General features: G+C 53.7%; 11 protein-coding genes, 1 rRNA gene and 1 riboswitch. Of the genes, 6 read left to right on the top strand and 6 right to left on the bottom strand.

The features are described from left to right. Nucleotides 1-47 precede the first annotated feature (47 nt). A 16S ribosomal RNA gene (locus tag P8T57_RS10420) occupies nucleotides 48-1,541 on the bottom strand. Nucleotides 1,542-2,215: 674 nt separating this feature from the next. On the opposite strand from P8T57_RS10420, the gene P8T57_RS10415 reads away from it, so the two are divergent. Together P8T57_RS10415 and P8T57_RS10410 are read left to right on the top strand one after the other, a co-directional pair. After that, entirely contained in the window at nucleotides 2,216-2,971 is a 756-nt protein-coding gene (locus tag P8T57_RS10415) for a glycerophosphodiester phosphodiesterase family protein (protein WP_341363048.1), read from the top strand. Nucleotides 2,972-3,075: 104 nt separating this feature from the next. Continuing rightward, nucleotides 3,076-4,512 carry an MATE family efflux transporter gene (locus P8T57_RS10410; protein ID WP_341363047.1) on the top strand — a complete coding sequence of 479 codons (1,437 nt, stop codon included), beginning with the start codon at nucleotides 3,076-3,078 and terminating at the stop codon, nucleotides 4,510-4,512. 83 nt (nucleotides 4,513-4,595) lie between these two features. Here the strand turns inward: P8T57_RS10410 and P8T57_RS10405 are convergent, their stop codons facing one another. Both P8T57_RS10405 and P8T57_RS10400 read right to left on the bottom strand, forming a co-directional pair. Beyond that, nucleotides 4,596-5,858 (bottom strand): hypothetical protein, encoded by a 1,263-nt coding sequence (locus tag P8T57_RS10405; RefSeq protein ID WP_341363046.1) that lies wholly within the window; start codon nucleotides 5,856-5,858, stop codon nucleotides 4,596-4,598. A gap of 97 nt (nucleotides 5,859-5,955) precedes the next feature. Continuing rightward, nucleotides 5,956-6,915 carry an AraC family transcriptional regulator gene (locus tag P8T57_RS10400; protein WP_007091873.1) on the bottom strand — a complete coding sequence of 320 codons (960 nt, stop codon included), beginning with the start codon at nucleotides 6,913-6,915 and terminating at the stop codon, nucleotides 5,956-5,958. 196 nt (nucleotides 6,916-7,111) lie between these two features. On the opposite strand from P8T57_RS10400, the gene P8T57_RS10395 reads away from it, so the two are divergent. Together P8T57_RS10395 and P8T57_RS10390 are read left to right on the top strand one after the other, a co-directional pair. Continuing rightward, nucleotides 7,112-7,588, top strand: a complete 477-nt coding sequence (locus tag P8T57_RS10395; RefSeq protein ID WP_063093226.1) for a low molecular weight protein-tyrosine-phosphatase — start codon at nucleotides 7,112-7,114, stop codon at nucleotides 7,586-7,588. A 3-nt stretch (nucleotides 7,589-7,591) separates the two neighbouring features. Next, complete coding sequence (locus P8T57_RS10390; protein ID WP_071239377.1) at nucleotides 7,592-8,446, top strand: fructosamine kinase family protein; 855 nt, start codon at nucleotides 7,592-7,594, stop codon at nucleotides 8,444-8,446. Nucleotides 8,447-8,681: 235 nt separating this feature from the next. Here the strand turns inward: P8T57_RS10390 and folE are convergent, their stop codons facing one another. The 3 genes from folE to metZ all read right to left on the bottom strand — a co-directional run bounded on the left by folE (nucleotide 8,682) and on the right by metZ (nucleotide 11,145). After that, nucleotides 8,682-9,272 (bottom strand): GTP cyclohydrolase I FolE, encoded by a 591-nt coding sequence (gene folE / locus P8T57_RS10385; RefSeq protein WP_007091870.1) that lies wholly within the window; start codon nucleotides 9,270-9,272, stop codon nucleotides 8,682-8,684. Between the two features lie 63 nt (nucleotides 9,273-9,335). Further along, nucleotides 9,336-9,728: a Co2+/Mg2+ efflux protein ApaG gene (gene apaG, locus P8T57_RS10380; protein ID WP_007091869.1), complete on the bottom strand. Its 393-nt coding sequence runs from the start codon at nucleotides 9,726-9,728 to the stop codon at nucleotides 9,336-9,338. Between the two features lie 214 nt (nucleotides 9,729-9,942). Beyond that, nucleotides 9,943-11,145: an O-succinylhomoserine sulfhydrylase gene (gene metZ, locus P8T57_RS10375; RefSeq protein WP_341363045.1), complete on the bottom strand. Its 1,203-nt coding sequence runs from the start codon at nucleotides 11,143-11,145 to the stop codon at nucleotides 9,943-9,945. A 77-nt stretch (nucleotides 11,146-11,222) separates the two neighbouring features. After that, nucleotides 11,223-11,297, bottom strand: a riboswitch (SAM riboswitch). A 232-nt stretch (nucleotides 11,298-11,529) separates the two neighbouring features. On the opposite strand from metZ, the gene P8T57_RS10370 reads away from it, so the two are divergent. Both P8T57_RS10370 and P8T57_RS10365 read left to right on the top strand, forming a co-directional pair. Continuing rightward, nucleotides 11,530-12,303 carry a TVP38/TMEM64 family protein gene (locus P8T57_RS10370; protein ID WP_247643509.1) on the top strand — a complete coding sequence of 258 codons (774 nt, stop codon included), beginning with the start codon at nucleotides 11,530-11,532 and terminating at the stop codon, nucleotides 12,301-12,303. Further along, nucleotides 12,300-13,727: an FAD-dependent oxidoreductase gene (locus P8T57_RS10365; RefSeq protein ID WP_341363044.1), complete on the top strand. Its 1,428-nt coding sequence runs from the start codon at nucleotides 12,300-12,302 to the stop codon at nucleotides 13,725-13,727. Before P8T57_RS10370 ends, P8T57_RS10365 begins: the two co-directional genes overlap by 4 nt. Nucleotides 13,728-13,782: the final 55 nt, after the last annotated feature.

Genomic DNA, 13,782 nt, shown 5'->3' with positions numbered 1-13,782 from the left:
CTTTTCTTTTGCTAGAGAGGATAGAGATAAATCCACCCTCATCCTTGAAAGGAGGTGATCCAGCCGCAGGTTCCCCTACGGCTACCTTGTTACGACTTCACCCCAGTCGCTGACCTTACCGTGGCCGGCTGCCTCCTAAAAGGTTAGCCCACCGTCTTCGGGTAAAACCAACTCCCATGGTGTGACGGGCGGTGTGTACAAGGCCCGGGAACGTATTCACCGTGGCATGCTGATCCACGATTACTAGCGATTCCAACTTCATGCACTCGAGTTGCAGAGTGCAATCCGAACTGAGATAACTTTTTGGGATTGGCTACTTATCGCTAAGTCGCTGCCCTCTGTAGTTACCATTGTAGCACGTGTGTAGCCCAACCCGTAAGGGCCATGAGGACTTGACGTCATCCCCGCCTTCCTCCGGCTTGTCACCGGCAGTCTCCCTAGAGTGCCCAACTGAATGCTGGCAACTAGGAACAGGGGTTGCGCTCGTTGCGGGACTTAACCCAACATCTCACGACACGAGCTGACGACAGCCATGCAGCACCTGTCACCTATCCAGCCGAACTGATGATATCCATCTCTGGAAATCGCGATAGGGATGTCAAGGGTTGGTAAGGTTCTGCGCGTTGCTTCGAATTAAACCACATGCTCCACCGCTTGTGCGGGCCCCGTCAATTCCTTTGAGTTTTAATCTTGCGACCGTACTCCCCAGGCGGAGTGCTTAATGCGTTAGCTGCGTCACCGAAATCGAAATCCCGACAACTAGCACTCATCGTTTACGGCGTGGACTACCAGGGTATCTAATCCTGTTTGCTCCCCACGCTTTCGCACCTGAGCGTCAGATCTAGTCCAGGTGGCCGCCTTCGCCTCTGGTGTTCCTCCCAATATCTACGAATTTCACCTCTACACTGGGAATTCCACCACCCTCTCCTAGTCTCTAGTCCTGCAGTATCAGAGGCAGTTCCGGGGTTGAGCCCCGGGCTTTCACCCCTGACTGGCAAGACCGCCTGCGTGCCCTTTACGCCCAGTAAATCCGAACAACGCTTGCCCCTTTCGTATTACCGCGGCTGCTGGCACGAAATTAGCCGGGGCTTCTTCTGATGTTACCGTCATCATCTTCGCATCTGAAAGAGCTTTACAACCCGAAGGCCTTCTTCACTCACGCGGCATGGCTGGATCAGGCTTCCGCCCATTGTCCAATATTCCCCACTGCTGCCTCCCGTAGGAGTCTGGGCCGTGTCTCAGTCCCAGTGTGGCTGATCATCCTCTCAAACCAGCTATGGATCGCTGACTTGGTGAGCCGTTACCTCACCAACTATCTAATCCAACGCGGGTCCATCTCTTAGCGATAAATCTTTCCCCCGAAGGGCGTATGCGGTATTAGCGGTCGTTTCCAACCGTTATCCCCCACTAAGAGGTAGGTCCCCACGCGTTACTCACCCGTGCGCCACTCTCCAGTTCCCGAAGGAACCTTCTCGTACGACTTGCATGTGTTAGGCCTGCCGCCAGCGTTCGTTCTGAGCCAGGATCAAACTCTCATGTTCAATCCAAGCTTGTCTCATAGACAAACTCTTAAAAACCGACGTCTGCACATTTTGGTGGTTACCACAAACCAATCTGGCCTAAACCAAACCGGTCCGTCGTCTCCAGGATGCACAGACTTTGCGCCATAACGCTGCCCGCGCATCCCTTCCTACTGATCAACAATGTCAAAGAACTCTAGAGCCGTAGCCCTTAACCTTCCGGTCCGCGTCGCCGTCTCCTTGGCGCCGCACCCCGTCGGTGGAGGCGGGTTATAGGGCCCCTCGCCGGACCTGTAAACACCTTTTTTGAAGTTTTTCTGAGATTTTTGCAGATTGTTTTTTTCACCCCCGAAACGGTCCGCACAAACACTGGTCTTTCCGGGGTTTTGCATTGAAATCCCTTAATCGAAGAACATGACACTGCCCATGTGAAACAGTCGTGAAACACAGGAAATCCGGAAAAAACAATCGGATCAATGCGGGAATCCGGTATGGAGTCCAATGACTTCAGTGCGAATATGAAAAGAGTTACGTTCAAATCGACACAAGATTTTCGCTTTTTTACAGAAAGCATCAGGCGTATGAGAATCGCAATGCCAATCTAATCAGTCGGCCCGGGCAAAACGGTTTCGCGTGAAACACGATCACCCGGTTCTGAAACACATTTGCCACCCGATATACAGAAGGTCCGAACCGTGATCGAGATTCCCCATATTGTCGCCCATCGCGGCGCGTCCATCGAAGCCCCGGAAAACACCATTGCTGCCTTTCGGGTCGCTGGTGCGCGTCAGGCCAAGTGGATTGAATGCGACGTAACGCTGAGTGCCGATAACCAGTGTGTACTTATTCATGACGACACACTTGAACGGACCACCAACGGCACAGGTCCGATCCACAAACAGCCGTTAAGCGTGCTGCGCGAGCTTGATGCCGGCTCATGGTTTTCAGACATATATAAAGGCGAACGTATCCCGACACTGAGCGACACGCTTGAAACCCTGTTCTTTATGGATATGGGGGCCAATCTTGAAATCAAGCCATCGGGCTGTGATCCTGTGCGGCTGTGCCAGGAAGTTGCAAAAGAACTTGATCGGGCAAAGAAGCTTCCGATCCTGCTTTCAAGTTTTGATGACAGTGCCGTTGCCGAAATCAGGCGCCTTTTGCCCGACATGCCGTGTGGCTGGCTTCTGGAGACACTACCCGACAATTGGCATGACGGATATACCCAGCTTGGCGCAAGTGCGCTTCATATCGATCACAAGGCACTTGATCCCGAAAAGGCCGCTGAAATCGTTGCGGCCAATGTGCCGCTGGTCTGTTATACCGTCAATGATCCGGCCCGTGCCAAAGAGCTGTTTGGATGGGGGGTAACATCGGTCATTACCGATGATCCCGCAAAGATGATTGCCGCAATCCCGAGTCATCCCAACCCGCAGGACCAGAACAAATAAGCCGACAGGCAAGATAATAATCACGCGCTACGCGCCACCCACCCGCCATTGCACCGCCACCGCAATGACTGCCGCGCGTCAATGATAACGAGGAAACGAAGACTATGACGATCACACCACCCGGCGCCCCACCGGGTATGCCCCCCAATCATCCGGCAGGGTTGCCACCGAATGTTCCGCCGGTTCCCCTATACCCGCATAGTCGCGTTCGGCGTCATTTAAGCGAACTATTCCGTTTGGCGCTGCCGGTTGTGATTGCGCGGCTTGGCATGCTGATCATGTCGGTTGTCGATACGATCGTTGTTGGCAATTATGACAGTGCCAGTCTGGCCTATCTCAATATTGCGCATGCACCCTTTACATCATTGATGGTTACCGGCATCGGGCTTCTGACCGGGGTGATGATCCTGACGTCACATTCGGTGGGACGAAACAATCTTCTTGAAGCGGGACAGACATGGCGGGCCTGTCTGCCCTATGGCATGCTGATTGGCATTGCCTTCATGCTTGTGACCTGGAAATCCGAATGGCTGTTTATCGCCACCGGCCAACCAGAAGATATCACCGAGCATGCCAGCAACCTTTCGGTCATCCTGTCGATCGGAATGCCCGCCGCAATGATCTATATTGTGTGCAGCTTTTTCCTCGAAGGACTTCAACGTCCATTACCCGGCATGATGCTGATGATCGGGGCTAATTTTATTAATCTGGTACTGGATTATGGACTGGTTTATGGCGCGTTTGGCTTTCCGGAAATGGGAGCAGAGGGCGCAGCATGGACATCAACCGTAATTCGCTGGCTTATGGCGATCAGTCTGCTTGGTTATATCCTGCTGATGCGCAGTCATGTCGATTACGGCATTCGGAACGGTTTTGCCGGTTGGTGGCGCCATTCGCGTAATGCCCGCCACATGGGATATGCCGCAGGCGCCAGCCAAGGCATGGAAACCAGCGCCTTTGCCGCCATGCAGCTTTTCGCAGGACGCCTTGGGGTCGTGGCCGCGGCAAGTTACGGTATCACCATGACGATGCTGGCATTGATGTTCATGGTCGCCCTTGGACTGGCATCGGCGACATCCGTTCGGGTCGGCATTGCCTACGGCAGACGTGACCGACCCGATATGGCATTGGCCGGGTGGATCGGGCTTTTGACAACCATGGCCGTGATGCTGTTGCTCAGCACGCCGCTTTATTTGCTTCCGGGGATGGTGGCACACCTGTTTACGCAGGACGCCACCGTGATTGCCACGACAGCCGGTGTTCTGGTTCTGATGCCGATCATTTTCCCGACCGACGGCGGACAGAATGCCGCAATCAGCGCATTGCGCGGTGCCGGGGATAAATGGGTTCCGACGATCCTGCATCTGGTGTCATATATATGTGTGATGATACCCACCGGGTACTATCTGACCTTTGTGGTCGGGCTTGGTGTTGCCGGGCTGTTCTGGGGGATTGTGATTGCAAGCCTTGTCGCGGTTAGCGGCCTTGCCATCCGGTTTGCGATTGTATCGAGCCGTCCGATCAAAGCTTATCAGCAATAGACCAAGCGCCTTATCGCCAAAAGAAAGGTCCGCCGAATACCCTCAGCGGGCCTTTTATTTTGCGCGTTTGCCTACATGCAAAGCTATGCGCGCACCGCATCGAGTTTAAGGCGCGTCATCAGCAGATCACAAAATGGCAGAACCAGCGTATCCAGAGCCGAAGCCGCCCGTGCGGCATCAATGCGGATGATGTGCTGCTCGATATCACGCTGGGTTGCAAATTCGCCCAAGGGTGAAAGTTCCGGCAGGGCTTCGACAAGGGCTGCGTAAAATACGACCTGATCTTTACGCGCAGTCCCCGCAGCAAGATTACCGAGATGGTTATAAAGCGCCATAGCAAGGAACCAGCGGCAATAGGGCATCAAGCCTTGCAGAATTTCGGCACGTTGTTGGGGCTGAACATATTGCTGCAAATCGGGATCAAGCCAGACGGCATTTTGCACCCCGGCAATGAACGCATTGCGAAGAGCCGGATTGGCATCATTGAAAAACACCGCTGTTAGCCAGCCAGAAAGATCGTCAAGCGCGGCACGCCGCGTTTGCGGAGATGCCGAACGGCTGAAATCAAGGGCTGGCATCGGGGGTTGAGCCGACATCGCAAGAGTGGCCACCGCCGGATCAATCAGCGCATTGGCAAGCCAAGCCTGATGCCAGATTTGCATTGGTCTGAAATAGGGTTCCTTTTCCGCGCCGCCAGCCTCTATCCAGCTTTCAAGCAGGTGCGCCCGTCCAAGCGATATGCCAATACGAAGCGCGTCTTCAAATCCCATCCCGCCGCGAAGGAACGGATCGCCTAGCATATCTTCAAGCAAGGGCAAGGCTGCAAACACATGATCGGAACGAAGTCCTGCCCCCACCGGCTGATAATAACCGGACGCATCCCGATGACCGATCAAGCCACGCGCATGCTTGCCAAATGCCCCCCAGAAGGTCAGTCGAACCGGTTCGGCACGCTTGCGCCAAAGCGGACGGGTCACATGCCAGCTTTCGGTTTCGATCAGAGCCATCGCCATGCCCCCCCCCAGCCGGGCAAGGGGTTTGGCAATAGCGGCATCAAGTTCATCGGCAGAACCGACATGGCCAACAGAAAGCCGCCAACCCGGTTGTTCATGCGGATGGCGATCCAGCCACAAATGGGCAAACCCGTTTGACCCGGCCCGCTCAGCCGCAGGCACAACCAGATCAAAGAACATGGCAATCGGTGCTGGTAATTCAGGCACATCATGATCGCCAAGCGGATCCCCGACCTGCCAGGTCCGGATCATCACATCCTCTGCATCCGGGCGATCCCGGAAGAATGGCGGCAGGAAACCTGCATACTGATCGTTTGCGGATGTATCGGTCATGGATAGCCTCGCAGTCTGGGCGGCGACAGTGGCGCAATGGTTGCTGGCGTGCTGATACCCAAGGAAATCGGACCGGTCAATTGCCGCAGCAATTTAATCAGGCGCGCGTCAGACCGGCATGACCAAGACTGGCTTCGCGATATACCGAGGGAGGCATCCCCACCAGACGGCGGAAATCACGGCTGAAATGCGCATTGTCGGTAAAACCGCACCAAAATCCGATTTCACCAACCATCAGGCTGGTGCCAGCCAGAAGGCGGCACGCCTCGCGTACCCGCATCAGACGCAGGAGATCGGAAAAGCGGCTGTTGGCCTGTTGCAGACGACGCTGCAAAGTCCGGCCAGATGTATCAAGCGCATTGGCAACATCTTCAATCGTCCAGCTGCGCCCGATATCATGTTCAAGCACAGCGCAAAGCTTTTGCACGACCGGCCGACTGTTCCCGACGGTCGGCGCCGTTCCGGGCATATTCGCCATAAAGGGATAGCCCGATGAAATCGCGACATAGCTTTGCCAACTGATGCGAAAACGTAAAGCGCGCCCGGCAAAATCGAGTTTCTTGATCAGTTTTCCATTTCGGATCACCGGAATGGAAGGACCATGGCTGGGCAGGATTGCGCTGCTGACATTTTCGACACCGACCGCTTCGAGCAGACCAACCATGAAACCATGCATTAAAAGGTTTTCGACCCGTGCGGGCGGCTGGCCACGGACAGCACCACGATGCAGGGTCAATGATTTTCCGGCGGCCTGATAATCGGTGCGACTGCGGGCATGGGAATAACCTTCAAGCCGATGCCAGCGATCCGCGATCAATTCGGGCGTTGCCCCCTGGCGCAACATGGTCAAAACCGGTTGCTGTTCCTTAAGCGCCAGATGACGACCCAGCCGGACCAATACCGAAGGCCCGTTAGCTTCTTCAAGAGCAAGCAGAATGCTGCGCAGGCGAGCACTGGTGATGACCGTGCCTTCCGGCACAAGATCATATCCCTTTGGCAACCACGCCAGCTGCCGGATCAGGGCGATATGCAAACCAAACGAAACGAATTCCTGCATTACCAATCACATTCTTGAACCACCACTTGGCGCGATCATACAAACATATGAGATGGCTGTCAGCTTATCGTAGAAAATGTCACGAAGCTGTTACATTGATCATTTGGTGTTTCGCGCAGTTACCGTAGATATCATTGCGCCGAAGGCACCGAATGTGCCAGTCTGGCAAGGTCCCGACTCAACGGAAAGCCATATCGTGATTAAAGTTCTGTTTGTCTGTACCGGCAATATATGCCGTTCTCCCACCGCCGATGGCATTTTCAAGACCATGGTCAGCAAAGCAGGGATGGATGATGCCATCAAAGTCGATAGCTGCGGCCTTTCGGGATATCACGCCGGTGAACAGGCTGATCCGCGATCACGCGAAATGGCCGCCAGTCGCGGTTATGACCTGTCCCTGATCCGATCTCGTAAAATCACTTCAAGTGATTACAGCGAGTTTGATTACATCCTTGCAATGGATGACGGACATCTGGCCGATATGCAAAACCAATGTCCCTCCCAGTATCGCGATAAGCTGGAACTGTTTTTGGATTACCACCCGAACCGCAAAGGACAAAGCGTTCCTGATCCCTATTATGGTGGGGCAAACGGCTTCAAATCGGTTTTTGATATGATTGAGGAAACGTCAGGTGCCTTGCTAATCCACATCAGGGAAAAGCATGGAATTTGAGCGATGGCATCGCCGATGATTACACAACGGATTAAAGACATTACCGGAAGCGAGGTTGCGGCCTATCACCAGCTTTCGGGAGGGTGCGTTTCCGATGTGAAGCGGGCCGATCTTCGCGATGGTCGCAAACTCGTCATCAAACAGGGCGGTGAGGCAAATCTGGAAATTGAAGGCCGGATGCTTGACTATCTGGGCACTCATTCCCCCATTCCATTTCCGGCCGTGTTACATGCCGAGCCCGGATTGCTGATCATGCATTTCATAGAAAATGATGGTCACATGAACGGTCAGGTTCAAAGTGACCTTGCCGTTCTATTGGCCAGTCAACATCAGGTTACACAAGGCCGGTTTGGGTTGTCCTTTGACACGCTTATTGGCGGCCTTGATCAGCCCAATCCCCTTACGGTCGACTGGATCACCTTCTTTCGCGATCACCGTCTGCTTTACATGGCCCAGCAGGCAGAAAGTTGCGGACGACTGCCAGGGCATTTTTTATCACGGATCGAAACCCTGTCGGCCAAACTTGGTGGTCTTTTGCCATCAGACTGCAAACCATCCTTGCTGCATGGCGATCTGTGGGGTGGCAACATTCTGTGCCAACAGGGAAAGATCGCCGGATTGGTTGATCCGGCAGTTTATTTTGGTGATCGGGAGATCGAGCTTTCCTTCGGCACATTGTTTGGTGACCTTACACCTGCATTCTTTGATCGGTATTCGGAAATTTTCCCGATCCTGCCGGGCTTCTTTGAAGAACGCCGTGAACTTTACAACCTTTACCCGCTTCTGGTGCATGTTCGTCTTTTCGGCGGGTCTTATGTCGGTTCCGTGGATCGCATTCTCGCCCGTTTTGGGGTATGACGGGCAAAATCAGCAGCCATGCAGGATCGGCTTTTACCGAACTGTTACCAAGTGCTAGCGCCGATGCACCATCAGAGGCAGCGACGATGCTGGTCAGTTTAACTGATGCATTCCGCAACGTGCTGCAAACCTGCAAATCCTGCCATCAGCAGTTTCGTGCCGACTGAACATAACCGTGCATATGACAAAGGCCCCCCCGAAAGGCGGCCTCTATTCATTATATTCGAAATAAACCCTATCGACCGATCATCGCGAAAAACTCGCGCCGGGTGATCGGATCATCGCGAAAGGCCCCAAGCATCCGGCTGGTCACCATCGACACCCCGGTCTTGTGAATGCCGCGTGTGCTCATGCATTGATGGTTGGCGTCAATCACGACGGCAACACCCAGCGGATCAAGTTCTTCCTGAATGGTATTGGCGACCTGTGCGGTCATTTTTTCCTGAATCTGCAGGCGCTTTGCGTAAACTTCGACGACACGGGCCAGCTTGGAAATACCAACGACCCGGCGGCGCGGCAGATAGGCGACATGCGCAACACCGATAATCGGCACCATGTGATGTTCACAATAAGACTCAACACGGATATCACGCAGCACGACCATCTCGTCATAGCCGTCGGTTTCCTCGAAGGTGCGACGTAAAATTTCTGCCGGATCCTGCTGGTAACCTGCGAAAAATTCACCGTAAGACCTCACAACACGGTCTGGCGTTCCGCGCAGTCCTTCACGATCAGGATCATCTCCTGCCCAACGAAGCAGGGTACGAACGGCTTCTTCTGCTTCTTCTTGCGATGGGCGTTTAACGGCGCTGGTTTCGCTGCACATTTGGCTTCCTCTTTATAATTCTGTCCTGTGGGTCATGTGCTCCCGACCCTGATCTTGGTTCGTTTAATTAAGTGTGCGCTTGCTATGCGGACTGTCGAGCGAAAATGCCGGGATTTCAATATCAAACCGGTTTCCATCCATGTCAGTCATTTCATATGTCCCAACCATGAAACCGCTTGGCGTCGCCAATGGCGCGCCGCTTGTGTAATTGAAACTTTCGCCACTTGCCAGAACCGGCTGCTCGCCGACCACACCTGATCCCCGGACTTCCTGGGTTGATCCCCGGGAATCGGTAATACGCCAGTAACGGTTCAAAAGTTGTACTGTTTTCGGGCCATGATTTTCGATGACAACCCGATAGGCCCAGACATAACGATGGGTGTCCGGGTCTGACTGTTCGTCAAGGAACACAGGTTGCACGGATACTTTTATGTCTCGGGTCACGGATGAATACATGCAAAACTCCAGGCCAATTCTTATTGCGTTCCTTCTGCCAAGGGCGTTGCGCTTTTTTGCTTTACCTAGGTCATATTTAGACAGTCAATGCCCCAAGTACCAGATGTCTGCCACCAATTTGCCATCCCGATCACGTATTTTCTCGGCTAAGCAAAAGGCGGCCCGTGCAGATACGGACCGCCTGACATAGGCATATCGCCGAACCTGCTTACTGTTATACGCGCAACGCGGCAGACAGATCTTCTTTCAGATCATCAATATCTTCGAGACCGACAGACAATCGCAGCATGCCCTCGGTAATGCCCATAGTGATCTTGTCTTCAGCCGGAACACGTTGGTGGGTCGTGGTCCACGGATGGGTCGCAAGGCTTTTGGCATCACCAAGATTGTTCGAAATATCAATAAGCTGAAGATTATCGAGCAACGAAAAAGCAGCCGACTTTCCACCGGCAAGCTCGATCGCGATCAATCCCCCACCACGCCCCGACATCTGTTTCATCGCCAGTTCATGTTGCGGATGGCTTTCGAGCCCTGGATAGATAACGCGCGATACCTGCGGCTGTTCCGAAAGGAACCCGGCAAGTGCTGTTGCATTGCGAATATGCTGATCAACACGCAGACCAAGCGTTTCCAGACCTTTAAGCAGAACCCATGCGTTGAAGGGGCTCATACTGGGACCGGTGTGGCGCAGGAACGTTGTCAGGTGGTTATCGTGCCATTCCTTGTCATTGAAAAGGATCGCGCCACCAAGACAGCGTCCCTGACCATCGATATGCTTGGTCGCGGAATAGACAACAATGTCAGCGCCCAATTCCATCGGCTTTTGCAGGATCGGTGTCGCAAAAACGTTATCAACAACAACCTTGGCACCGGCCTTATGCGCCAGATCGGCAACAAATGCGATATCGATGACTTCCAATGTCGGGTTGGACGGCGTTTCAAGGAAAACGGCATCAGCCGATTTCGACAATGCCTTTTCCCACGCAGCATGGTCTGTGCCGTCCACCAGTTCGGTTTCAACCCCGAACCGGGGCAAAAGGGTCGTCAGGATAAACTCGCACGAACCGAAAAGTGCCCGCGAACCAACAACACGGCCGCCTGCCTTTGTGCACGCGATCAGGGCATTCCAAACAGCAGACATGCCAGATGCGGTTGCACGGCAATATGCGGCACCTTCGAGCAGCGCCAGACGTTCTTCGAACATCCCCACCGTCGGGTTGGCAAAACGCGAATACACAAAGCGTTCCGGGCCGGTACCATCAAAAGATGCTTCAGCTTCGGCAGCACTGTCATAGACATAGCCGGAATTCATAAAAATGGCTTCGGAGGTTTCATTAAACCCGCTACGCGCCGTGCCGCCGCGAACTGCACGGGTAGCCGCACGCCATTTATCAGAAGCCTTTTTTTCGGTTGTCATCGTCTTGCTCCTATATGCCCGGTCATATTGGGATGACCCGGACACAAAAAAACCCTGACCGGCACGATGGGTCAGGGCCGAAGCCACGATTACCCTCTTTAGCGATTTTTTACGTGGTCGCAAGCCGGTCGACAAATCCCACGAAGAAACCCGACGATACGACTTGGTTTCCCCGACGTCAAGCATCACGCACCCGACAATCATACCTGTCCGTCTTTGAATCCATATGGGAGTTTCCTGGTGGCCTCACGCAATGGTGAAAGCAGTTCATAAGCATCTCGTGCTTTTTCGCTCTATTGTTCGGCCAAGACATGCAATCCTTTAAAAGCCGCTTCCCTCAGAGAGGCGGTTAAGACAGTAAAATCAATGACCAAGACACATTCAATGACGTCAGAGCACACGACCAAAGATCATTTCAAGTCCGGGCAAGCCACCAGCGTCAGAACGCCACTTTGGCGCAAATTTCTGCCGGTCTCGATCCTGTTTGCCGGATTGGTGCTCGCGTGGCTATTTGGTGCGGTGGATTATTTATCGTTCGAAACCCTGCGCGAGAATCGCGATATTTTGCAGAATTTCGTCGCGGATAATCCGGTTCTGAGCGTTGCTACCTTTATGGCGGGCTACGCCATTGCCGTTGCCCTGTCGCTTCCGGTGGGGTCGATACTGACCATTGTTGGCGGGTTTCTGTTCGGGGCGTGGCTGGGCACGGGTTATGTCGTGATTGCCGCAACTATTGGCGCAACAGTCGTTTATCTTGCCGCACGCTATGCCTTTTATGACCTCATGCGTGCCAAGGCCGGAAGTGCAATCCGTAAAATGGAAGCTGGCTTTGCCGAAAACGCATTCAGCTACCTTATGGTCCTGCGGCTTGTACCGTTATTTCCGTTCTGGCTGGTTAATCTGGTCCCGGCTCTGCTGGGGGTAAAATTTCGGTCATTTGTTGTGGGTACGGCGGTTGGCATTATCCCGGGCACCTTTGTGTATGTTTCAATCGGGGATGGTTTGGGTGCACTGTTTGATCAGGGCAAGACGCCCGATCTTGGCATTATTTTTGAACCCCGCATTCTAACCCCGATCATCGGCCTGGCTGTGCTGGCAATGATCCCGGTGGCCTATAAAAAATTCCGTAACCGCAATAGCGGGGCAAACACCCGATGAGCGATATAATCAAAACAGACATCTGTATCATTGGCGCCGGATCAGGCGGGCTTTCGGTTGCTGCCGGCGCGGTCCAGATGGGTGCCGATGTTGTCCTGATAGAAAAGGGCAAGATGGGCGGCGACTGCCTGAATACCGGTTGCGTTCCGTCCAAGGCATTGCTGGCTGCGGCACACGCGGCCGAGAATGCCCGGACAGCATTTCAATTTGGTGTCGGCACCGACCCGTTGGCAATCGACTTTGCGCGCGCCATGGATCATGTCCATTCTGTCATCGCCGGTATTGCACCGCATGACTCGGTTGAAAGATTTGAAAAACTCGGCTGTCGGGTTATCGAGGCCAAAGCACATTTTACCGGCCCGAACGAGGTCATCGCCGACGGCAAACGCATTCACGCCAAACGGTTTGTGATTGCGACCGGGTCACGTGCAGCCGTTCCACCAATCGACGGGATTGACGCCGTCCCGTATTTTACCAACGAAACCATCTTTGAAAACCGGATTTGCCCTGATCACCTGATCATCATTGGCGGTGGCCCCATCGGCCTTGAAATGGCACAGGCACACCAGCAGCTTGGCGCAAAAGTCACCGTAATCGAAATGGCAACGATCCTGCCAAAGGACGATCCCGATCTTGTGGCTGTGGTTCGCGATATGATCGAGTCTTCTGGCATAAGCCTGTATGAAAAGATCAAAACCAAGCGGGTGGAGACACATGACGATCAGATACGCGTTATCATCGAGCATAACGGTGCAGATATCACCATCGAAGGCAGCCACCTTCTGATTGCAACAGGACGGAAACCGACTATCGATGATCTTGGCCTCGACGCGGCCGGGGTGACATACAGTGCGCGCGGGATCAACGTCGACAAAAGATTACGCACCAGCAATTCCAAAATCTTTGCCATTGGCGATGTCACAGGTGGTCTGCAATTTACCCATATGGCGGGTTACGATGCTGGCATTGTGATTCGTAACGCCTTGTTCCGCCTGCCAGCCAAAGTCGATCACAAAGCCGTTCCATGGGTGACTTATACCAATCCTGAATTGGCACAGGTTGGCTTGAGCGAAACCGCAGCACGCGAAAAATTTGGCGATGCAATCAGGGTCGTTACCTGGCAATACGCGGAAAATGATCGCGCACGGGCCGAAGCCCGAACCAAAGGCTTTATCAAAATCGTGACCACAACACGCGGTAAAATCCTTGGTGCCGGTATTGTTGGTCACCAAGCCGGGGAACTTATCGGCCTCTGGTCGCTGGCCATATCCCAGAAAATGAAAATCGGGGCGATTGCCGGAATGATTGCGCCTTATCCGACTCTGGGCGAATTGTCCAAACGCGTTGCCGGGGCGTGGTACACACCCAGCCTGTTTAGCGAAAAGACTCGCAAGATCGTCCGCTTCCTGCTGAAATTCGGCTAGGACGGTCAGAGTGGGGGCAAGCTTCTGAAACACTGTACATTTTTCCCCGTCTCTG

The organism is Thalassospira sp. SN3W, assembly GCF_038070535.1.
Taxonomy (GTDB): domain Bacteria; phylum Pseudomonadota; class Alphaproteobacteria; order Rhodospirillales; family Thalassospiraceae; genus Thalassospira; species Thalassospira xiamenensis.
The sequence above is the reverse complement of the archived record's forward strand: the minus strand, read 5'-3'. Positions and strand labels throughout refer to the sequence as shown.

Bases quoted from the DNA above. Each gene is read 5' to 3' on its own strand.
- P8T57_RS10410 (WP_341363047.1), top strand. From the start codon at position 3,076: ATGACGATCACACCACCCGGCGCCCCACCGGGTATGCCCCCCAATCAT.
- P8T57_RS10405 (WP_341363046.1), bottom strand. From the start codon at position 5,858: ATGACCGATACATCCGCAAACGATCAGTATGCAGGTTTCCTGCCGCCA.
- P8T57_RS10400 (WP_007091873.1), bottom strand. From the start codon at position 6,915: ATGCAGGAATTCGTTTCGTTTGGTTTGCATATCGCCCTGATCCGGCAG.
- P8T57_RS10390 (WP_071239377.1), top strand. From the start codon at position 7,592: ATGGCATCGCCGATGATTACACAACGGATTAAAGACATTACCGGAAGC.
- folE (WP_007091870.1), bottom strand. From the start codon at position 9,272: ATGTGCAGCGAAACCAGCGCCGTTAAACGCCCATCGCAAGAAGAAGCA.
- apaG (WP_007091869.1), bottom strand. From the start codon at position 9,728: ATGTATTCATCCGTGACCCGAGACATAAAAGTATCCGTGCAACCTGTG.
- metZ (WP_341363045.1), bottom strand. From the start codon at position 11,145: ATGACAACCGAAAAAAAGGCTTCTGATAAATGGCGTGCGGCTACCCGT.
- P8T57_RS10370 (WP_247643509.1), top strand. From the start codon at position 11,530: ATGACGTCAGAGCACACGACCAAAGATCATTTCAAGTCCGGGCAAGCC.
- P8T57_RS10365 (WP_341363044.1), top strand. From the start codon at position 12,300: ATGAGCGATATAATCAAAACAGACATCTGTATCATTGGCGCCGGATCA.